The organism is Oricola sp. (genome assembly GCF_022763245.1).
In the GTDB taxonomy this organism is placed as follows: domain Bacteria; phylum Pseudomonadota; class Alphaproteobacteria; order Rhizobiales; family Rhizobiaceae; genus Oricola.
This window is the reverse complement of record NZ_JALEGV010000040.1, coordinates 250385-270985: the sequence shown is the minus strand read 5'-3', so window position 1 is coordinate 270985 and position 20601 is coordinate 250385. Positions and strand designations below refer to the sequence as shown.

Below are 20601 nucleotides of genomic sequence, written 5' to 3'. Positions count from 1 at the left end.
GTTCGATTTGTACAAGAGAGGGGCGGGCGCGTCCATTCACCCCGAAAGGCGAAATGCTAGGTTCGTCCAAAAGGAGGAAACGCCCAATGAAAACACAAGTCTGCATCATCGGCGGCGGCCCGTCCGGGCTGATGCTTTCCCAGCTTCTGCATCTGAAGGGGATCGACACGGTCGTGCTCGAAAAGCACAGCCGCGAATATGTTCTGGCGCGCATTCGCGCCGGCGTTCTCGAACACGGCTTTGCGGAATTGATGCGCGAGGCCCAGTGCGGCGAGCGCATGGACCGCGAGGGCGAGATCCACGACGGCTTCTTCATCTCCCATGACGGCGTGCTCGACCGCGTCGATCTGCAGAAATACAGCGGCGGCTCCTCGGTCGTCGTCTACGGCCAGACAGAGCTGACGCGCGACCTCTACGAGGCCCGCGACAAGATGAACGGCGTGGTCATTCACAATGCCGACGACGTCAAGCCGCACGACCTGACCTCGGACGCGCCCTTCGTGACCTATCGCGAGGGTGACGAGATCGTGCGCATCGACTGCGACTTCGTCATCGGCGCCGACGGCTTCCACGGCGTCAGCCGCAAGTCGATCCCGCGCGACGTGCTGACGGAATACGAGAAGGTCTATCCGTTCGGCTGGCTCGGCGTCCTGTCGCGCACGAAGCCCGTGTCGCCGGAGCTGATCTACGCGAAACACGAACGCGGCTTCGCCCTGTGTTCGCTGCGCTCGCAGGTGCTCAGCCGCTATTACATCCAGGTGCCGCTGACCGACACCGTCGAGGACTGGTCCGACGACGCGTTCTGGGCCGAACTCAAGCGCCGTCTGCCCGACGAGGTCGGCGCGCGGATGGAGACCGGGCCGTCCATCGAGAAATCGATCGCGCCGCTGCGCTCCTTCGTCGCCGAGCCGATGCGCTACGGCAATCTGTTCCTCGCCGGCGACGCCGCCCACATCGTGCCGCCGACGGGTGCGCGCGGGCTCAACAGCGCCGCCTCGGACATTTACTATCTCTATCACGCGATGGTCGCCCACTATAAGGACGGCGACGACAGCGGCCTGGAGAACTATTCGGCCAAGGCTCTGGCCAGGGTCTGGAAGGCGCAACGCTTCTCCTGGTGGATGACGACGCTGCTCCACACCTTCCCGGACAGCATCCCCTACGATCAGAAGCTCCAGCAGACCGATCTCGAATATCTGTTCTCTTCGGAGGCAGCCCTGAGTTCGCTTGCGGAGAACTATGTGGGCCTGCCGTTCTGACGCGGGGCCGCCAGCCAAACGAAAAGAGCCCGGATGCTTCGGCATCCGGGCTCTTTTTTTGTTGGTTCGGAATTCTGTCTTACAAGAGTGAGGGCAGGAACAGCACGATCGACGGGAAGGCGATCACGATCGCGACGACCACGAGGTCCGCGAGCAGGAAGGGGATCACGCCCTTGAAGATCTGCACCACGGTCGCGTATTCGCTCGCCACGTTGCGTATGACGAAGACGTTGAGCCCGACGGGCGGCGTGATCATCCCGATCTCGAGGAGCTTCACGCACAGCACGCCGAACCAGATGAGGTTGATCTGTTCGGCCTCGAAGATCGGCAGCAGCACCGGCAGCGTCACCAGCATCGCCCCGAACGGCTCCATGAACATGCCGAGGATCAGGTAGAGCACCACGACGATGAGCATCAGTTCGACGTAGCCGAGTTCGGCGCCGCTCACCGTGCTCGAAATGAAGCCGGTCAGGCCGGTGAGGCCGAGGAAGCGGGTGAACATGGAAGCGCCGACGCCGATGATGAAGAGCGATGACGATGTCATCAAGGTCTCGATCATCGATGTCTTGAATGCGTCCCAGGTGAGCCGCCGCGTCGCCGTCGCGATGACGATCGATCCCAACGCGCCGACGGCGCCGGCCTCGGTCGCGGTGAACACGCCGGAAAACAGGCCGCCGAACACGACGAGCATCAACAGAAGCACAGGCCAGATGTCGATCACGGCCTTGCGGGTATCGATGTTGCTGGCGTCCAGCGGGCGCGGTGGTGCGATGTCCGGGCGCAGCCAGCAGGTGACAAGCACGACAGCCGAATAGGCCAGCGCAGTCATGATGCCGATGGAGACGCCGCCGACAAAGACCTTGATCACCGAGGTCTCGGCGAAGACGCCATAGACGATCATCAGGATCGAGGGCGGGATCAGCGCGCCGATCGTTCCGCCGGCCGCGATTGAGCCGGACGCGAAGCTCGGCGAATAGCCGGACTTCACCATCTCGGGAATGGCGATCCGGCCCATGGCCGCGGCCGTCGCAAGCGACGACCCGCAGACGGCGGCAAAGCCGGAACACGCGAAGATGGACGAAATGGCGAGTGCGCCGGGAATGCGGCGCAGCACCGCCTTGGCCGCGTCGAACAGCCCGCCCGTCATGCCCGTGTGGAACGCGATGAAGCCCATCAGCAGGAACATCGGAACCGCCGACAGCGTCCAGTTCGCGACGAAGGAAAAGGGCGTCGACGACAACAGGCCGATGGCGGGCGTCCAGCCCAGCATCCAGGCGATGCCGCCGACCGGGACCGCGATCAGGGCGAGCGCGACCGGCACCCGAAGCGCCAGCAGGACGAAGAGGACGAGGACGCCGATGAAGCCGGTTTCGACGCTCATGATTTCGGCTCCGCTTTCGGCTGGATGATCCGCAGCGCCACGATCAGCGTGGCCAGCGCGAAGCCCAGCGGCGGCAGGTAATAGGCCGGCCAGGTGGGCAGCGAGACGTTCTGCGCCATCACGAAAGTGCCGGTCTTGAAGTTCTTCATCGCGGTCAGGAACGTCACCCAGGTCAGGCCGGCATAGATGACGGTCGAGATCAGCGCGACCAGCCGGTCGGACCAGTGCCTCGTATGGTCGTTCAGGAAGGGATCGATGACCTCCACCTGAACCATGCCGCCGCCGCGCTCCACCCAGGCCAGCGGGATGAAGGCAAGCGCGACCATGTAATAGTTGGTCACGATCTCATAGGTGGCGGGTATCGGGGTGTTGACGGTGTTGCGCAACACCACATCGGTGACCACGTGGATCATCAATGTGAGGATGGCCAGGGCCCCGATCAGCGCGAGCAGGGCGAGCAGTCCATTCTGCACACGGGAAAGCATGCGCATGACGTGTCCTCGGGTGGCGGGTTGGACCGGTCCGGAAACCCGAAGGCTCCCGGACCGGCAATTCGATCACTGGCCGTAGGTGGCGTAATCGACCTTGGACCAGACTTCTTCCTGCACGCGCTCGGCCATGGCCAGCGGGTCGCTGTTCACTTCGTCAGCGATCGCGGTCCACTTGTCCACGAGGGCCAGGAACGACTGGATCTGCTCCGGGGCGTCCTGGATGCCGAACTGCTCCTGCGAGTAGGTGCCGGCCGTCTCGATGTCGGCATCGACGAAGGACTGGATTTCGGACACCAGCTCCGGATCGGCATCGATGAACTCGATGCCGGCATCCTTGGCGGCCGCTTCCGCGATCTCCGGGATCTCGTAGCCCCAGCGATTGGTGAAGTCCGCATTGGCGCGGTTGGCCGCACGGGCCATCGCCGCACGGTCTTCCGCGGTGAGATCGTCCCAGGTCGCCTTCGAGACGGTGAAGTTCGACGTCGAGATGTAGCCGCCGATCGGGGCGAAGGTGATGTGCTTCGCGACCTCGACGAGACGGAAGGACAGCAGGTCGCCGACGGACGCCATGGTGCCGTCGATCGTGCCGGAGTTCATCGCCTCGAACTGGTCGAAGACCGACATCTGCACCGGAACCGCACCGAAATGCTCGGCCAGACGCGCCCAGGGCGCACCGCCCGACCGCAGCCGCAGGCCCTGAAGATCGGCAGCGCTGTGGACCGGCTTGGTCGTGATGAACTCGTAGAGGTCAGACGCGCCCGAGCCGAGATAGACGAAGTTCAGCGCCTTCATTTCCGCCTGGCAGGGCGCGCAGTTCACGATGAACTCGGTCATCGCGGCACCCATGGCATGCGGGTTCTTGCTGGTCAGCGAGAGCTGGCCCGTCACCGACATCATCGGCAGGTCGGCCGGGAAATAGAGCGGCAGCAGGTTGCCGACTTCGGCGATCTGGCTCTGCAGCGCGTCCTTCATCTGGCCGAGATTGACGACTTCCGGTCCGAGCATGGTGGCGGTCAGCCGACCTTCGGATTCTTCCGGAAGGTATTTCATGAAGTTGGTGTACATGACGCCGTTCGCCGGATGCGGCGGCGGCGCTGCCGGCGCGACGCGCAGTTCACGAGCATCCGACATGCTGACGCCGCCGAGCGCAATCGCCGACGCCGCCATAAGGGCAGTGATCAGTTTTTTCATCAGTAAGCCTCCCATGGTGCGTGACAAGGATCAGAGAGCGAGAAGCCTCCTCGCATTCTCCTTCAAGATCAGGGGGCGCACCTCGTCCCGGATCTCGATCTTTTCGAAGTCGGCCAGCCACCGGTCCGGCGTAATCGCCGGCCAGTCGGAGCCGAACAGCATCTTCTTCCGCAGGATCGTGTTGGCATAATGCACGAAGATCGGCGGGAAATACTTCGGCGACCAGCCCGACATGTCGATATAGACATTAGGCTTGTGCTGGGCGACGGACAAACCTTCTTCCGTCCACGGAAAGGACGGATGAGCGAGCACGATCGGCGTGTCGGGGAAATCGACCGCGACGTCGTCCACATGCATCGGGTTCGAATATTTGAGCCGCATGCCCATGCCGCCCCGCATGCCCGAACCGACACCGGTCTGGCCGGAGTGGAACAGCATGATGGCGCCTTCCTCGGCGATCGCCTCGTAGAGGGGGTAGGCCCACCGGTCGTTCGGGAAGAAGCCCTGCATGGTCGGATGGAACTTGAAGCCGCGCACGCCGAACTCGCGCACCAGGCGGCGCGCTTCTCGCGCACCGGCCTTGCCCTTGGCCGGATCGATCGAGGCGAAGGGGATCATGATGTCGGAATTTTCGGCGGCGATCTGCGCGACTTCCTCGTTGGAATAGCGCCGGAAGCCGGTCTCGCGTTCGCCGTCCACCGGGAAGATCACGCAGCCGACATTGCGCTCGCGATAATAGGCGGCAGTGTCCTGAACGCTCGGAAGCATGCCCTCGCGGCCGGCCGGGTTCTTGAAATAGGCGGCCATGCCGGACTGGAACTCGTCATAGCCGTCATCGCGCGGGCCGCAGCAGGGCTCCTCGGCATGGGTGTGGAAATCGAAGGCGGTCAGTGCGTCGAAATTCAATTTTCTTCCTCCGCGGCAAACCCGGAATACTTCCGCAGGAGCCGCTTAAGCGTCACCAGCTCCGCTTCCGTCAGGGACGATTTTAGGCTGGCTTCGTGTTTGGTGAATGCGGTTCGGTGTTTCTCGATGAAGTCGCGGCCCGCCTGGGTCAGCGACAGTTCCACCGAACGGCGGTCATGGTCGGGAATCGTCCGCTCCACATGGCCGCGATCCTCGAAGGCGCGGATGAGCTTGGTCATATGCGCCGGCTTCACCCGCAATGTCTGTGCCAGGACGCCCTGGCGGATCCCCGGATTGCGGCCGATCAGCAGCAGCGTCGAATACTCGCCGGGGCGCAGGCCGTATTCGCCGAGATCCTCGAAGAAGGTCTCGTAGGTCTTCACCTGGGCCAGCCGCGTCAGAAAGCCGACGGAATTCGTCAGGTCGCTCATGTCGACCGCGTCTTCCGTCAACTGTTCTTTCAGGGCGGAGGCCGGCATGTCAGTCCTTCTTCGGAATGTTCAGCCGCTTGGCGCGCTTCTCCAGAAACGCGCGCAGCCGCTCTTCGGCTTCCGGGCTGGTGGCCGTGAAGGACGCCATCAGCGATTCGACGAACAGCCCGTCTTCCTTCGCCATGTCCTGGATGCGCGGCAGCGCGTGGATCACGGCATAGTTGGAGAGTTCCGCATTGGTCGCCGCGGCGCGGGCCAGTTCCAGCGCCTTGGCTTTCGCCTCGCCGGGCTCGACCACGTATTGGCAGAGGTTCCAGCGCTCGCCCTCTTCGGCGGAGGCGACGCGGCCGGTCAGCATCATGTCCGTCATGCGGGCGACACCCATCAGGCGCGCGGCGCGCACCGAACCGCCACCGCCGACGAAGATGCCGCGCTGGCCCTCGGGCAGGGCGAAGAACGCCGTCTTGTCGGCAACGCGGATATGCGCGGCAGAGGCCAGTTCCAGGCCGCCGCCGACGACGGCGCCATGCAGCGCCGCGAACCACGGGATCGCACCATGTTCGATCATGCCGAAGACGGCGTGCCAGCGGCGCGAGCCGTGGACGCCTTCGAACGGCGTCTTCTTGACATGTTCGGCAAGGTCCAGCCCGGCGCAGAAGTGATCGCCATGGCCGAAGAACACGCCGGCCTTGGCTTCCTTTTCGGCCCGGGCGACAGCGACCGCGATGGCTTCCACGAACTTGTCGCTGATCGCGTTGCGCTTGACGGGGCGGTTGAGCCCGATCAGTGCGACATCGCCGTCAATCTCATAGGTGACGAAGCCGTCGTCCGCGTCGGTACTCATGCGTCCTCCCGTTTTCATGTCTGGTCGGCGTCTTTTTGCGCCGATGAAATTGTTTACTAGGAAACTGTTTTGAATTATACGAAGCCGCGTCGTTGCGTCAACCGCAATTCGGCGCCGACACTTCGCGGACCGATCTGGGAGGAATGGATGTCCACCGCACCGCTGAGAGAGATCGCAATGTGGTCTCCGGAAATCGTCACCGAGCAACGTCCCGACGGAACGTGGATCATCAGCCGCGCTGACGAACTGGGCGCCTATCCGGACCGGGTGACCGAGCGTCTGGTCTATTGGGCCGAGCAGGCGCCGGACCGGGCCTGGATGGCCGAACGGGACGGCTCCGGCGGATGGCGCAAGGTCACCTACGGAGAGGCCCTGAAGAAGGTGAGGGCGATCGCCGCCTTCCTGATCGACAAGAACCTCTCGGCCGAGCGGCCGCTCCTGATTCTGTCTCACAATTCGGTCGAACACGCGCTGATGGCGCTCGGCGCCCAGCATGTGGGCATCCCGTCCTCCGCAGTATCCACCGCTTATTCGCTGATCTCCGAGGATTGCGCCAAGCTGAAGGACATCGCCGGCCAGTTGACGCCCGGCATGGTGTTCGCGCAGGACGGCCCCTCCTATCAGCGCGCGATCGACATGGTGTTCGGACCCGAGGTGCCGGCCATCGTCGTGACCGAGCCGATCGACGGGCGCGATTGCGCCGTCTTCGACGAAGTGCTGCAGACGGTGCCGGGTCCCGAAGTTGACGAGGCCTACCAGAAGGTGGGGCCGGACACGGTCGCCAAGTTCCTGTTCACCTCGGGGACGACCGGCTCGCCGAAGGCCGTCATCACCACGGATCGCATGCTGTGTTCCAACATCGAGATGGTCACGGATTGCTACGCCTTCATGCGCGAGGAGCCCCCGGTCGTCGTGGACTGGGCGCCGTGGAGCCATGTCGCCAGCGGCAACAAGGTCTTCAACCTGATGATTGCCAATGGCGGCACCTTCTATATCGACCACGGCAAGCCGTCGCCCGCCGGCATGAAGGAAACCATCCGCAACCTGCGCGAGGTTTCGCCGAGCTGGTACTTCAACGTGCCGTCCGGCTACGAATTGCTGGTCAACGCGATGGAGACGGACGACGCCCTTCGCGAGAGCTTCTTCAAGAACCTCAAGATGATGATGTATGCCGCCGCCGCGATGGGGCAGCATACTTGGGACCGCCTCAACGAGATGGCGGTACAGACGACCGGCCACCGCATCTTCCTGGGCACCGGCCTCGGCGCGACCGAGACCGCGCCGTTTGCGCTGATGTGCATGGAAGAGCAGGAGATCGCCGGCAATGTCGGCATCCCGTCCCAGGGCGTGGTCCTGAAGCTCGTGCCGCATGGCGACAAGCTGGAGGTCCGCATCAAGGGACCGCTGGTCACGCCCGGTTATTGGCGCAACGAGAAGATGACCCGCGAGGCCTTCGACGAGGAAGGCTTTTACAAGCTCGGCGACGCGCTGCGTTTCGCCGTGCCGGGCGATGCCTCGAAGGGCTTCTATTTCGACGGCCGCATCACCGAAAACTTCAAGCTGCGGACCGGCACTTGGGTCGGCGTCGGCGCGTTGCGCGCCAAGCTGGTCGACCAGTTCCAGGGCTATGTCCGCGACGTGGTCCTGGTCGGTGAGAACCGTGACGAGCTGGGCGCCATCATCGTGCCCTTCTATCCCAAGCTGCGCGAGTTGCTGGGCGGGGCCGACGACATGAGCGACCGCGAATTGCTGGCCCACGACACGGTACGCGCGAAGATCGAGGAACTCCTCGACGGGCATGTGAGCAAGTCCACCGGCTCGGCGACGCGGGTCGTCCGCGCGATCTTCCTGGCGGACGAACTGTCCTTCGATGCCGGGGAGATCACCGACAAGGGCTCGATCAACCAGCGGGCCGTCTTGCGCAACCGCGAGGAACTGGCGGAATCGCTCTACAACAATCATGACAGGCGCGTGTTCCTGGCGCGCAAGCTGAGGGAGGCCGCATGAAAACCGAAGGTGCAGGCGCGATCGTAACGGGTGGCGCGTCCGGGCTTGGCCGGGCCGTGGTCGAAATGCTCGCCGAAGCCGGCGCCAAGCCGGTGGTCTTCGACCTCAACGCGGAAGCCGCCTCCGAGGCCGCAAAGGAATTCGGCGGCGTGGCCGTCGCCGGGGACGTCGCCAACGAGGAGGACGCCGACCGCGCCGTCGACGAGGCGATCGAGAGCTTCGGCAACCTGCGCATCCTGGTCAATTGCGCCGGCATCGGCCCGGCGAAACGCATCGTTGGCCGTGACGGCCCGATGCCGCTCGGCGAATTCGAGAAGGCGATCCGGGTCAACCTGATCGGCTCGTTCAACATGCTCCGGGTCGCCGCCAATCGCATGTCGATGCAGGATCCAATGGAGGACGGCGAACGCGGCGTGATCGTCAACACGGCTTCGGTCGCGGCGTTCGACGGGCAGATCGGGCAGGCGGCCTATGCCGCCTCGAAGGGCGGAATCGTCTCCATGGCGCTGCCGGCCGCGCGCGAACTTTCGCGTTTCGGCATCCGCGTCAACACGATCGCGCCCGGCATCTTCATGACGCCGCTTCTCAAGGGGCTGCCGGAAGACGTTCAGCAAAGCCTCGGCGCGGCGATCCCCTATCCGTCGCGACTCGGCGATCCGGCGGAGTTCGCCGATCTCGTGCGCTTCATGATCGGCAATCGCTATCTCAACGGCGAGGTCGTGAGGCTGGACGGCGCCATCCGCATGGCGCCGAAATAAGCCGCGCGCGCGGCGCTGCGTCTTTCTCGTTTTGCGAAAACAGACGGCGCGAATCCTGTCTTGCCGGGATTCGCGCGATGCGCCAGCGTGCCGCGCCACACCAACGGGAGGAGACAAAAGGTGAGCAGGGATCCGTCGAGATTGCGCTCGAATTTCGAGCCGGGTACGTCGCGCTGGGCCGTGAGGCGGGCGCAATGGCGCGCGCTGGGGCTGACCGACGAGGACATGGCCAAGCCGAAGATCGCGGTGGTCAACACCTCGTCCGAAATGGCGATCTGCTTTTCGCATCTCGACGGCATCGCGGCTGAGGTCAAGCAGGCGATCCGCGACGCCGGCGGGCTGCCTTTCGAGATCCGCACCGCCGCGCCGTCGGATTTCATCATTTCGGCCGGCCGTCGCGCCACCTACATCCTGCCGACCCGCGACCTGATCGCCAACGACATCGAGGTGCAGGTCGAGGGATCGCAGCTCGACGGCATGATCCTGCTGACCTCCTGCGACAAGACCGTCCCGGGCCAGCTGATGGCCGCCGCCCGGCTCGACATTCCCTCGCTGATGGTCATCTGCGGCTACCAGTCCTCCGGCCATATCGGCAACGAGCATGTCGATATCGAGGAGGTGTTCCTGCATGCCGGCTATCACGCCCAGGGGACGACGTCCTTCGAGAGGCTGAAGGAGATGAGCGAGGTCGCGATCTCCTCGCCGGGCGTGTGTTCGGGCATGGGCACCGCGAATTCGATGCATTCGGTGACCGAGGCGCTCGGCATGAGCCTGCCCGGCGGCGCGCCGATCGCGGCCAATTCGCCGCAGATGTGGGAGCATGTGCGCGAAAGCGGCGCCCGGATCGTCGACATGATCTGGGAGGACCTGAAGCCCCGCCAGATCCTCACAGAAGGCGCGTTCCGCAATGCCGCCCGGGTGGTGCTGGCACAGGCCGGCTCGATCAACTGCATCAAGCATCTGCAGGCGCTGTCGCTGGAAGCCGGGCTCGATCTCGACATGCAGCGCATCTTCGACGAGGAGGGCGACCGGACGCCGGTGCTGACCGCGGTGCGTCCGATCGGGCCGCTCTCCATCGAGGAATTCGAAGCGGCCGGCGGCGCGCGCGGCGTGATGAAGCGGCTGGAGCCGAAGCTCGATTCGGACGTCCTGACGGTCACGGGCAAGATGCTCGCGGAGAACCTGCAAGGCATCGAGATCGGTGATGCCAACGTCATCCGTCCGCTGGACGATCCGTGGGGCCAGGACGCGCCGATCGTACTGTTGCGCGGAACGTTGGCGCCGCAGACCGGCGTGGTCAAGGTCGGGCTCCGGACCGCCGACCGCAAGCTCGCCTTTCGGGGCAAGGCCAAGGTCTATGAGAGCTCGCTCGACGCTGAGGCCGATCTGAAGGCCGGCCTGATCGAGAAGGGCGACGTGCTGGTGCTGCGCCGCCAGGGCGTCAAGGGCGGCCCCGGCATGGGCGGCGCCTCGCGGCTGGTCTTCGCGGTCGAGGGAGCCGGGCTCGGACCGGACGTCGCCGTTGTGACGGACGGGCAGTTGTCCGGCCTCGTCAACAAGGGGCTCGTCGTCGGAGAGGTCCAGCCGGAATGGGCCGAGGGCGGGCCGATCGCGCTGGTCGAGACCGGTGACGAGATCGATATCGACGTCAACGCCAAGCGGATCGACCTGCTGGTCGACGCCGCCGAGATCGACCGGCGGCGTGCCGCCTTCGTTCCGCCGGCGCCGACCGCCGATTCGGGCTGGCTGTCGATCTACGAGCGGACGGTTTCGCCGCTGTCGCAGGGCGCATCCCTCATCGACAGCGCCCGCCGGCGCGACGGATAGGCCGAATTCGTCCAATGCGGCATGGCCGTGTTGCAATACTGTCATATAGTGCGTGCTATCGACTGACCGCATGTGACGCGGCGGGCGGTGCGCCCGGCGCACCATTCGTCGAGCACGGGGGACTGCATGAAAATCGCACAGGAAGACATCGACGGCGGCATCGTGAAGGTCACGCTGGTCGGATCCCTGGATGTCGAGGGCTCGGGCGTGGTCGACATGCCCTTCAGCGTCATTTCCGGGACCAATGACAAGGTGATCGTGGATTTCACGGATGTCGACTTCCTGGCATCGATCGGCATTCGCGTTCTCGTCAAGGCAGCCAAGGCGGTCGGCAATCGCGGCGGGCGGCTCGCCGTCTACAATCCGAACGAGGCGGCACGGTCTGTGATGGCCTCGACCGGCGTCGACACGATCATCTTCGTCACGGACGACGAAGCCGCTGCGATCGCGGCCGTTTCCTGATTCCCCGGTGAGTCGGCGTCTCGAACTGCGCGCCGAGCTTGCCGACATCGCTCGTTTGAACGACTGGCTGAAGGACCGCTTCGACGAGGCGGGCCTGCCGCCGGAGCGCGCCGGGCCGGTGAAGCTCAGCCTGAACGAGGCGGTCACCAACACGATCACCCACGGCTATCCCGAACCGGAAAGCGATGGCGAGATCGCGGTGGAACTCGATATCGGCGAGGATATCATCACCGCGCTGGTGGTGGATGACGCGATCGCCTTCAATCCGCTCGACGTGCCGGAAGCCCGCAAGATCGAAAGCCTGGAGACCGCCCAGATCGGCGGCTTCGGCGTGAAGCTGATGCGCGAGATGTCCAGCGGCATGGCCTATGAGCGCATCGACGGCCGCAACCGGCTGTCCATGACCTTTCCGCGGGGGTGATCCCGGTCAGGCCGCGCCGTAATAGGCGAGCGCCAGATTGGTGATGTCATCGGATTGCGGGCAACCGTCCGCGAACGAACTGACCGCGTCCTGCAGCATGGCGACGAGATCGTCCGGATCGGCGGGCGGACGGTCGGCCAGGAGGCTTTCCAGCCGCTCCATCCCGAACATCTTCTTTTGTGCATCGAAGGCTTCGGTCACCCCGTCGGTCGCGAAGACCACCTGCGAGCCGGGGGCGAGCTGCATGGTCAGTTCCTTGTAGACCGGGCCGTCGAACAGGCCGAGCGCCGGGCCGTTGGAACCGAATTTCTGCAGGCTGCCGTCCGGTTCGATGACGAAGATCTCCTCGTGACCGCCGCTCGACAGGTTGAACTCTCCGGTCACCAGGTTGAGCCGGGCGAAGGCGACTGTCACGAACATGCCTTCGGGATTGTCCTCGGCGAGCAGCGAATTGACCCCGGTGAGCACCTCGCCGGCGCTGCCGCCCTCGCGCGCGACGGACTTCAGCACCATGCGCGAGACGCTCATGAACATCGCGGCGGGCACGCCCTTGCCGGAGACGTCGCCGACCGCGATCGCCAGCCATTCGTCATCGATCATGAAGTAATCGAAGAAGTCGCCGCCGACCTCCTTGGCGGGCTGCATGGACGCCGACACCTTGAAGCGCGGACCGAGGACCGGCCCGGCGTGAATGCTCTTCGGCAGGAAGGATTGCTGGATCTCGAAGGCGAGCTTCATCTCCTGGCCGTGGAGCCGCTTCGAGGTGATTTCGCGGGCCATCTGATCGAACGTGTCGGCAAATTGCCGGAACCGTGTCGCCTGGTTGCGCAGCACATCGAGCATGGAGGATTCGAACTCGCCGGCGCCGAGCGCACGGGTCGCCTGGGTGAGCGCCGCGATCGACGCGTTCAGGCTTTGCAGCCGGGTGCCGAGTTCGGCGATGATCGACATGGCGAGTTCCGGCGATTGGCGCAGGATTTCGCGGATGGTCGCCTGCTCGATGCGCAGGAGCCGGACCGGGACGCGCGACCGGACGGCGGCGGTGCGCGGCGTCGCGGCGAAGGCCGCGATCTCGCCGACCAGTTCGCCGGGGCCGATGACCGCCACTGTCACCGGGCCGACATCGGTGGAGACCTCGACGCTGACTTCGCCTTCCAGGACGAGAAAGGCGAAATCGCCCATCTCGCCCTGTTCGAAGAAGGTGACGCCGGCATCCGCTTCCTCGACCGTGCAGCGGCCGGCGAGCAGGTCCAGGCATTGGTCGTTGAAGCCCGAAAAGCTGCTGCTCTGCTTCAGGAGCGCGCGAACCGCCTCGGCATCGTGCCCCGGTGGATTGTGAGACTTGCCTGTCATCGTGCTCCGCCGGGTCTGCCCCGAATCGCCCGCCGCTTGCCGGTTGGAAGTTGATTTTCCTCATAATGCCCGGACTGGACGCAGGGGCAAGAGGCGCGGCGCAAGGTGTGGGCGGGGAGCAGACATGGAAAAGCGCCGCCGGCCTCGGGGAGAGCGACGGTCGAGCAAGGACGGTTCGCGGCGGTCAGGACGTGTCGGCCAGCCGCCAGGCGTGAAGCGCCAGCGTGTGGCATTCGCGCAGGATCATGTCGGCCTCGTGCCTCGGCTTCTTGCGGTGGCCGGGCGGGCGGCCGCGCCGCATGGCGAAGCGGCGTCCCGGACGGTGCGACGCAAGGCGACGCGCCTGCCATCGGGCCAGCCGGCGGGCCTGCGCCGGCAGCGTCTCGAGCGCCAGTTGCACCGCCAGCAGGCGGCGGCAGAGCGCTTCGGCCGGAACGGGATCGTCGGGCATCGGTTCGGACACGACCGGCAGCGGGCGCGGTTCGGTCAGGCCGAGCACGGTGAAGCGCGGGAAGGTGCGCGCGTAGCGGCGGCGCGGGGCGAAGGAGTAGGTCTTCAGCGCATCGAGAAGCGGAAAGCACGGTGTCTTGTCGCCGCCAGTCCGGGCTGCCGTCCTTGCCGCGATCTTGCGGCGGGCAGGCGGCGTCGCGATGGCGAACGGCTCCTCATGCGCCATACGGACGATGACGGGCGCGTCGGCGGCAAGGGCCTGGCGATGTGTCGCTGTCTCGACGCGTGTCGGTCTTGCGGCGGTGGCGACACGGCCGCCGGAGCGCTGTGCCGCGGCTTGCGCCGTCCTGATCTGGACGACGAGTTGCAGGGCCGCGATCACCATCAGGCGTCGCATGGCGGCTTCGGCCGGTTTCAAGACGCGCGCGACGTAATGACGGACATGCCGGGGCAGGGTCGTCTGGATCTCGCCTTCGGTCAGCCCGACCATGGCGCACAGCCTGCCGATGATGCGCTGAAGCGCCTCACGATTGCGGGCGATGGCCAGGTCCCAGTCCACTTCTCTCGCGCCTCTTCTGCCTGCGAAAACGATGCGGGCATTGTCGGTGCGGCCATGCGGCGGTGGATCGACAGGAGATGGGCGGGCCGAAAATCGAAGTCATGCTAGAGGGTTGGACGAAGAATCGCAGAAATCCATCCAACCGCGCGGCGCGGCGAAACGCCTCTAGCTTGCCGCGACGAAGAGGTCGGAATAGTTGAGCGTCGCGAGGCTATGCTCGCGCATCATCGCCTCCGCGCGGGCCGTGTCGCGCTGGCGCATGGCCTCTAGGATGATGACATGCTGGGAATGGCCGACCGTGAGGCGGATGCGGTCGCGCCGCTGCAGCGTGCGCTCGAAGGCGAGCGTGCCGAGCGCGGCGAAGGGCATGTGGCGGATGCGTTCATAGGCATGCGCGATCAGGTCGTTGCCGCACTCGCTCATGATGATCTCGTGGAACTCGACATTGGCCTCCTGGTAGCCGCCCATCAGGTCGACATCGGGGTCCTCGCTTTCCAGCACGGCGGCGCTGCGGGCGATGCAGGCGGCAAGCCGCGCCTCGGTGTCGGCCGACATGCCGTTCTCGGCCATGGTGCGCGCGGCGAGCGCCTCAAGCGCGGCGCGCACGGCGATGGCGTTGGAGACCATGTCCGGCGAGATCGGCCGCACGGTATAGCCGCGGCCCTGGCGCTTCTCGATCAGCCCCTCGGCTTCCAGCGCGGCAAGGGCGGTGCGCGCCGGCGTGCGCGAGACGCCAAGTTCCTCGGCGATGGCGACCTCGGAGATGCGCTCGTCGGGCGCATAGTCGCCATTGACCACCTTGCGGCGGACGATCGCCAGGACGCGCTGTTCGTGGGAGGACATGCCGGCCTCATTATGGATACAATAATTGCCTGAAGCGCCAATTTACGCGTGACGATGGCGGAAATCCATCATAAACGTATCCATTAATGAGGGGAAGCCGCCGCGCGGCGGCAGGGAGGACTGTCGTGGGCATTCGTTTCTTTTCCGATCGGCATCGGCCGGTGCACATGGGGCCGTATCCGCTGGAGCGTCTCGCGCGGGCGGACGCCATGCCCGACCTGGCCGCGGCGCCGGCGATGAGGCAGCTCACCTTCCAGCGGCCGGACAAGCCGGAAAGCCTGGTCAACGCCATGGCCGAATACCAGGCGATGATGGATGCGATCCGCGACGGGCTGGTCAACAAGGCGATGGCCGAGGTGCCGGACGATCCGCTGGAGCGCGCCAACCACCTGAAGGGCTTCGGTTATTTTTCCGACGCCAGCATGATCGGCACCTGCGCCTTGCCCGCCGACGCGTTGCTGGACGAACCGATGCGCAATCCCGGCATCGACCGGCTGAAGCACGACCTGCGCACCCGCCAGACCAAGACGCTTGCCTCGGGCATCGACATGATCATGGCCGACCTGAAGGAATCGATGGAGGCGCCGCCCTCGACCATCGACGGGCACAGCCACGCGATCGTCTTCCTCTACGAATATCCGCGCGATCCGAAACAGGACGAGCCGGGTTCCGACTGGATCATGGACGCGCAGGCCGAGCGCGCCTGCCTGCGGGCCTCCGAGACCGCCGTCGTCATCGCCAACTACATCCGGCTCCTTGGCTATGACGCCAAGGCGCATACCGGCGCGTCGTCGGATGTCGATCTCAACCGGCTGACCGTGGCCGCCGGCCTGGCGAGCGTGGAGGGGGGCGACCTCGTCAATCCCTATGTCGGCAGCCGCTTCGGCGTCGCCGCGATCACCACCACATTTGCTCTCGCGCCCGACCGGCCCTTGGCGCCGATGGCCGACCAGCCGTGGTTCCGCGCCAAGGGGCCGGCCTGGTGGGCCGGGGCGGGCTTTGCCAAGAACGCCTTCAACCGCGAGCCCTTCGCCAACCGCCGCTTCGTCGACGGGGCGCATCCCTTCGAGAAGCTGAAGCGGGTGGACGATCCGACCACCTATATCGACGAGGCGCGCGTGGCGCGGGTGCCCAAGCGCACCGACATGTTCGCCCGCGCCCAGTTCGGCGACATGGGCAAGCCCTGCCAGGACGGCGCCAAGGGCGGCCATTACGCCCGCAAGGCCGCGCCCTCGATGGGCCAGCGCCGGGTGCTCGGCGCCTTCGTGCTGCTGCAGGACGGCGAGGCGGCGGCCGAGGTCGCTGCCTCGACGCGCGACGCGCAGCGCAATGCCGAGGCGATCAAGGCGGCGACCTACTTCCTCGGCGTCGACGCGGTCGGGCTGTCGCGCTGTCCGGACTGGAGCTGGTATTCCCACGACGCCACCGGCGCGGAGCTGGTGCCGCCGCACGACCAGGCGATCTCGATGATCATCGACCAGGGCTACGAGACCATGGAGGGCGCGTCTGGCGACGACTGGATCTCGGTGGCGCAGTCGATGCGCGCCTATCTGCGCTTCTCGCTCTTGGGCGGCGTCATCGCCAAGCAGATCCGCAATCTCGGCTACAAGGCCAAGGCGCACACCGTGATGGACGGCGAGGTGCTGCAGCCGCCGCTCTTGCTGCTGTCGGGGCTGGGCGAGGTGAGCCGCATCGGCGAGGTGATCCTCAACCCCTATCTGGGGCCGCGGCTGAAATCCGGCGTGGTGACCACGACCATGCCGATGGCGCATGACAGGCCGATCGATTTCGGGCTGCAGAACTTCTGCGAGAACTGCAACAAATGCGCCCGCGAATGCCCGTCGGGCGCGATCACGGCCGGGCCGAAGCTGATGTTCAACGGCTACGAGATCTGGAAGTCGGACAGCCAGAAATGCGCCACCTACCGCATCACCACGCCGGGCGGGGCGATGTGCGGGCGCTGCATGAAGACCTGCCCCTGGAACCTCGAAGGCCTGTTCGCCGAGGCGCCGTTCCGCTGGATGGCCTCGAACGTTCCGTCAGCGGCGCCTTACCTCGCAAGGCTCGACGACGCGGTCGGCAATGGCGGGCTGAACGACGCCAAGAAATGGTGGTGGGACATCGAGATCGAGGCCGACGGCGGCTATCGCCCAACGCGCAATCCCGTCAATCGCAGGGACTTGCAGCGCGATCTTGACCTGAAATATGAAGACCAGACGCTGGCCGTCTATCCCGCCGACCTCGCGCCGCATCCCTGGCCCTATCCGTTTCCGATGGACCGCGAAAAGGGCATCGAGGCCTATCAGGCGATGGTCACGGCCAAGGAGTATCGCGATCGGCTGGCAAAGGGCGACGAGAGCCATGTGCATCGCTACACCGCCGCCGGCGAAAGCCCGGTGCTGCGCGTCGAGGTGACGAAGGCCGAAAAGATGACCGGCGACGTGACGAAATACGAGTTCCGCGCGCTCGACGGTTCGGACCTGCCGGCGTGGGAGGCGGGCGCGCATCTCGACATCGTGGTGGCGCCGGAGTTCCTGCGGCAATATTCGATGTCGGGCGATCCGGCGGACCGGTCGAAATACCAGATCGGCGTGCTGCGCGAGGACGAGGGCCGCGGCGGCTCGAAGCTGATGCACCGCATCTTCTCGGAGGGGCGCAAGATCTTCATCTCGCGGCCGATCAACCATTTCCCGCTCGACGAGACGGCGACGCGCACCCTCCTGATGGGCGGCGGCATCGGCATCACGCCGATGATCGCCATGGCCCACCGACTGCACGCGCTGGGCGCCGATTTCGCGGTGCATTACTCGATCAAGACGCGCGAGAGCGCCGGCTATCTCGACGATCTGGCGGCGATGACCTGGCACGACCGCGTCTATGTGCATGTCAGCGCGGAAGGCACCCGCGCCGATCTCGACCACGTGCTGTCGGGCTACGAGCCGGGCTGGCACGTCTACACCTGCGGGCCGGACCGCTACATGCAGGGCGTGATGGAGGCCGCCGAGCGGCAGGGCTTCCTGGAAGAGGCGCGGCATCTCGAATATTTCTCGGTGCCGGAACTGCCGGAATGGGAGAACCACCCCTTCACGCTGAAACTGGCGAAATCGGGACGTGAATTCCTCGTGCCGGAAGACAAGACGGCGACCGACGTGCTGGCCGAAAACGGCATCCATATCCACGTCAAATGCTCCGACGGCATCTGCGGCGTGTGCAAATGCGGCCTCGTTTCCGGCGAGGTGGAGCATCGCGATTTCGTCCTGTCGAAGAGGCAGCGCGAGAGCGCGATCATTCTTTGCCAGTCGCGCGCCGCCGAGGATGGCGGTATGATCGAGGTCGATCTTTAGATTTCGAGACGGGACATCATGCATATTGCCTTCATCGGCTTCGGCGAAGCCGCACGCGCCTTCACATCGAGCATGCCGCCGCTCGGCAACGGCCGCTTCACCGCCTATGACATCAAGCAGGGCACGCCGGCCGAAAGCGGCGTCGTGGCGGCCGCCGACGAACTCGGCGTGACGCTGGCCGACGGCCCGGTCGAGGCCGTGCGCGGCGCCGACTGGGTGATCGCGGCGGTGACGGCGGCGTCGAGCCTGGAGGCCGCGCAATCGGTCGAGGACGGCCTCGCGCCCGGCCAGATCTATGTCGACATCAACTCGGTCTCGGCCAAGCGCAAGCAGGACACCGCCGCCCTGGTGCGCGGACGCGGCGCCCGCTACGTCGACATGGCGGTGATGGCGCCGGTGCATCCGCGCGGCCACAAGACGCCGGTGCTGATCGCCGGCGACCAGCAGGACGACATCGTCGCGACGCTGAACCAGTTCGACTTCTCCTGGCGCAGCGTCGGCGAGGAGGTGGGGGCGGCGACCTCGATCAAGATGATCCGCTCGCTCTTCGTCAAGGGGCTGGAGGCGATCACCGTGCAGGCGATCTCGGCGGCCCGGCAGGCCGGCTGCTACGACGAGGTCTACGAATCGCTCTCCGGTTCCTTCGACATGCTCGGCTGGCCGAAATTCGCCGAATACGAATTCGAGCGGATGATGCGCCACGGCGTGCGTCGTGCCGCAGAAATGCGCGAATCGGCCAATTCAATGCGCGAACTGGGCTTTGCCAATGGCGGCGACCTGGCCGACGCGATCGCGGCCTGGCACGACGAGGTGGGCGGCCTGGAATGCCTCCCGCCGGAAGGCGGCGACCTCGCGGCGATCGTCGACACGCTGCTGGCCGGGCGGAAGGAACGGGACTGACGCGGCCGGGGCCGCTATTCTGTGTCCGTTCAAGCCTATAGAGAAATATTATAGTACGGGCCGCGCTCGAATTGGCGACGGGCCGGGCGCTGCGCTACATCACGCATTGCTGTTCGCGCCGCGAACGGAGGAGGACGCGCGCCCCGGTCCGGGGTTTCGCATTGAAACGCAACCGAAGCAGACATGATTGGCGGGTATGACCGAACCGTGTTTTGACATTGCGCATCTGGCGCATGTGGAAGTTCTGACCAACAAGTTCGAGGAAAGCCTCGATTTCTTCACCCGCGTCTACGGCCTCAAGGAGAGCGGGCGTGACGACACGTCGGCCTATCTGCGCGCCTGGGACGATTACGAGTTCCACTCGCTGAAGCTGACGAAATCCGACACGACGGGCATCGGCCACGTCTCCTACCGGACCACGTCGCCGGAAGCGCTGGAACGCCGCGTCGCGGCGATCGAGGCGAGCCCCTACAAGGTGATCGGCTGGGTGGACGGCGATCTCGGCCATGGCGGCAAGGCGTTCCGCTTCGAGGACCCGTTCGGCCACGTCTTCGAGATCTACTGGGACGCGAAGAAATACGTCGCGCCGCCGGAGGACGCCTCGGCGCTGAAGAACCTGTCGAGCCGCTTCCACGCGCAGGGCGTCAGCCCGCGCAGGATCGACCACGTGAACCTGCTGGGCGAGGACGCGCGCGCCTTTGGCGAATTCATGAAGACCTGCCTCGGCAGCCGGATGACCGAATACATCAAGCTCGACAACGGCCGGCTCGGCGGCGTCTGGTTCTCCTGCAACAACAAGACCTACGACACGGTCTGTTCCGAGGAGCGCGGCGGCGGAAGCGGCCGGCTGCACCACGTCACCTACGCCACCGACCAGCGCGAGGACATCCTGCGCGCCGCCGACATCTTCCTGGAGAACGGCGTGCACATCGAGACCGGGCCGCACAAGCACGCGATCCAGGGTTCGTTCTTCCTCTATGTCTGGGAACCGGCCGGCAACCGTGTCGAACTGGCCAATGCCGGCGCCCGGCTGATCCTCGATCCCGACTGGCAGGCCGTCGAATGGTCGGAAACGGACCGCAAGAAGGGCCAGGCCTGGGGCCTGAAGACCATCGAAACCTTTCATACCCACGGAACCCCGCCGGTTGCCGGCAAGGAATAAGAAACGGGAGAG

General features: G+C 65.5%; 18 protein-coding genes. 9 read left to right on the top strand and 9 right to left on the bottom strand.

The window, feature by feature from the left end; translation table 11 throughout:
* Window positions 1–86 precede the first annotated feature (86 nt).
* Window positions 87–1259 (top strand): 4-hydroxybenzoate 3-monooxygenase, encoded by a 1173-nt coding sequence (gene pobA / locus MRY80_RS18740; RefSeq protein ID WP_293292588.1) that lies wholly within the window; start codon window positions 87–89, stop codon window positions 1257–1259.
* A gap of 79 nt (window positions 1260–1338) precedes the next feature.
* Here pobA and MRY80_RS18735 read toward each other — a convergent pair whose 3' ends face one another.
* The 6 genes from MRY80_RS18735 to MRY80_RS18710 form a co-directional block, all read right to left on the bottom strand.
* Window positions 1339–2640, bottom strand: coding sequence for a TRAP transporter large permease subunit (locus MRY80_RS18735; RefSeq protein WP_293292587.1), 1302 nt, complete (start codon window positions 2638–2640; stop codon window positions 1339–1341).
* Window positions 2637–3131, bottom strand: coding sequence for a TRAP transporter small permease (locus MRY80_RS18730; protein WP_293292586.1), 495 nt, complete (start codon window positions 3129–3131; stop codon window positions 2637–2639). Before MRY80_RS18730 ends, MRY80_RS18735 begins: the two co-directional genes overlap by 4 nt.
* 66 nt (window positions 3132–3197) lie before the next feature.
* Window positions 3198–4322, bottom strand: a complete 1125-nt coding sequence (locus MRY80_RS18725) for a C4-dicarboxylate TRAP transporter substrate-binding protein (protein WP_293292585.1) — start codon at window positions 4320–4322, stop codon at window positions 3198–3200.
* 30 nt (window positions 4323–4352) lie between these two features.
* The gene (locus MRY80_RS18720; protein ID WP_293292584.1) at window positions 4353–5228 is read right to left on the bottom strand and encodes an amidohydrolase family protein; all 876 of its coding nucleotides are present in this window, start codon (window positions 5226–5228) and stop codon (window positions 4353–4355) included.
* A complete protein-coding gene (locus tag MRY80_RS18715) occupies window positions 5225–5707 on the bottom strand; it encodes a MarR family transcriptional regulator (protein WP_293292583.1) in 483 nt (160 codons plus the stop codon). Before MRY80_RS18715 ends, MRY80_RS18720 begins: the two co-directional genes overlap by 4 nt.
* 1 nt (window position 5708) lies before the next feature.
* A complete protein-coding gene (locus tag MRY80_RS18710; RefSeq protein ID WP_293292582.1) occupies window positions 5709–6503 on the bottom strand; it encodes a crotonase/enoyl-CoA hydratase family protein in 795 nt (264 codons plus the stop codon).
* Between the two features lie 147 nt (window positions 6504–6650).
* Here MRY80_RS18710 and MRY80_RS18705 point away from each other — a divergent pair, with 147 nt between their 5' ends.
* The 5 genes from MRY80_RS18705 to MRY80_RS18685 all read left to right on the top strand — a co-directional run bounded on the left by MRY80_RS18705 (window position 6651) and on the right by MRY80_RS18685 (window position 11978).
* On the top strand, window positions 6651–8510 hold the full coding sequence (locus MRY80_RS18705; RefSeq protein ID WP_293292581.1) for a feruloyl-CoA synthase: 1860 nt from the start codon (window positions 6651–6653) through the stop codon (window positions 8508–8510).
* Entirely contained in the window at window positions 8507–9268 is a 762-nt protein-coding gene (locus tag MRY80_RS18700; protein WP_293292580.1) for an SDR family NAD(P)-dependent oxidoreductase, read from the top strand. Before MRY80_RS18705 ends, MRY80_RS18700 begins: the two co-directional genes overlap by 4 nt.
* A gap of 120 nt (window positions 9269–9388) precedes the next feature.
* The gene (gene ilvD, locus MRY80_RS18695; protein ID WP_293292579.1) at window positions 9389–11095 is read left to right on the top strand and encodes a dihydroxy-acid dehydratase; all 1707 of its coding nucleotides are present in this window, start codon (window positions 9389–9391) and stop codon (window positions 11093–11095) included.
* Window positions 11096–11221: 126 nt separating this feature from the next.
* Window positions 11222–11557: an STAS domain-containing protein gene (locus MRY80_RS18690; RefSeq protein WP_293292578.1), complete on the top strand. Its 336-nt coding sequence runs from the start codon at window positions 11222–11224 to the stop codon at window positions 11555–11557.
* 7 nt (window positions 11558–11564) lie between these two features.
* Complete coding sequence (locus MRY80_RS18685; RefSeq protein WP_293292577.1) at window positions 11565–11978, top strand: ATP-binding protein; 414 nt, start codon at window positions 11565–11567, stop codon at window positions 11976–11978.
* 6 nt (window positions 11979–11984) lie between these two features.
* On the opposite strand, the gene MRY80_RS18680 is transcribed toward MRY80_RS18685, so the two are convergent.
* The 3 genes from MRY80_RS18680 to MRY80_RS18670 form a co-directional block, all read right to left on the bottom strand.
* On the bottom strand, window positions 11985–13331 hold the full coding sequence (locus MRY80_RS18680) for a SpoIIE family protein phosphatase (protein ID WP_293292576.1): 1347 nt from the start codon (window positions 13329–13331) through the stop codon (window positions 11985–11987).
* A 184-nt stretch (window positions 13332–13515) separates the two neighbouring features.
* A complete protein-coding gene (locus MRY80_RS18675; RefSeq protein ID WP_293292575.1) occupies window positions 13516–14340 on the bottom strand; it encodes a hypothetical protein in 825 nt (274 codons plus the stop codon).
* Between the two features lie 165 nt (window positions 14341–14505).
* Window positions 14506–15183: a GntR family transcriptional regulator gene (locus MRY80_RS18670; RefSeq protein WP_293292574.1), complete on the bottom strand. Its 678-nt coding sequence runs from the start codon at window positions 15181–15183 to the stop codon at window positions 14506–14508.
* Between the two features lie 125 nt (window positions 15184–15308).
* On the opposite strand from MRY80_RS18670, the gene MRY80_RS18665 reads away from it, so the two are divergent.
* The 3 genes from MRY80_RS18665 (at window position 15309) to MRY80_RS18655 (ending at window position 20589) form a co-directional block, all read left to right on the top strand.
* Window positions 15309–18527, top strand: a complete 3219-nt coding sequence (locus MRY80_RS18665; protein WP_293292573.1) for a 2Fe-2S iron-sulfur cluster-binding protein — start codon at window positions 15309–15311, stop codon at window positions 18525–18527.
* Window positions 18528–18545: 18 nt separating this feature from the next.
* On the top strand, window positions 18546–19427 hold the full coding sequence (locus tag MRY80_RS18660; RefSeq protein WP_293292572.1) for an NAD(P)-dependent oxidoreductase: 882 nt from the start codon (window positions 18546–18548) through the stop codon (window positions 19425–19427).
* Window positions 19428–19623: 196 nt separating this feature from the next.
* Complete coding sequence (locus MRY80_RS18655) at window positions 19624–20589, top strand: VOC family protein (RefSeq protein WP_293293045.1); 966 nt, start codon at window positions 19624–19626, stop codon at window positions 20587–20589.
* Window positions 20590–20601 lie beyond the last annotated feature (12 nt).

Bases quoted from the DNA above. Each gene is read 5' to 3' on its own strand.
- MRY80_RS18735 (WP_293292587.1), bottom strand. From the start codon at position 2,640: ATGAGCGTCGAAACCGGCTTCATCGGCGTCCTCGTCCTCTTCGTCCTG.
- MRY80_RS18710 (WP_293292582.1), bottom strand. From the start codon at position 6,503: ATGAGTACCGACGCGGACGACGGCTTCGTCACCTATGAGATTGACGGC.
- MRY80_RS18725 (WP_293292585.1), bottom strand. From the start codon at position 4,322: ATGAAAAAACTGATCACTGCCCTTATGGCGGCGTCGGCGATTGCGCTC.
- MRY80_RS18655 (WP_293293045.1), top strand. From the start codon at position 19,624: ATGACCGAACCGTGTTTTGACATTGCGCATCTGGCGCATGTGGAAGTT.
- MRY80_RS18680 (WP_293292576.1), bottom strand. From the start codon at position 13,331: ATGACAGGCAAGTCTCACAATCCACCGGGGCACGATGCCGAGGCGGTT.
- pobA (WP_293292588.1), top strand. From the start codon at position 87: ATGAAAACACAAGTCTGCATCATCGGCGGCGGCCCGTCCGGGCTGATG.
- MRY80_RS18730 (WP_293292586.1), bottom strand. From the start codon at position 3,131: ATGCGCATGCTTTCCCGTGTGCAGAATGGACTGCTCGCCCTGCTCGCG.
- MRY80_RS18660 (WP_293292572.1), top strand. From the start codon at position 18,546: ATGCATATTGCCTTCATCGGCTTCGGCGAAGCCGCACGCGCCTTCACA.
- MRY80_RS18715 (WP_293292583.1), bottom strand. From the start codon at position 5,707: ATGCCGGCCTCCGCCCTGAAAGAACAGTTGACGGAAGACGCGGTCGAC.
- MRY80_RS18670 (WP_293292574.1), bottom strand. From the start codon at position 15,183: ATGTCCTCCCACGAACAGCGCGTCCTGGCGATCGTCCGCCGCAAGGTG.
- MRY80_RS18690 (WP_293292578.1), top strand. From the start codon at position 11,222: ATGAAAATCGCACAGGAAGACATCGACGGCGGCATCGTGAAGGTCACG.
- MRY80_RS18705 (WP_293292581.1), top strand. From the start codon at position 6,651: ATGTCCACCGCACCGCTGAGAGAGATCGCAATGTGGTCTCCGGAAATC.
- MRY80_RS18700 (WP_293292580.1), top strand. From the start codon at position 8,507: ATGAAAACCGAAGGTGCAGGCGCGATCGTAACGGGTGGCGCGTCCGGG.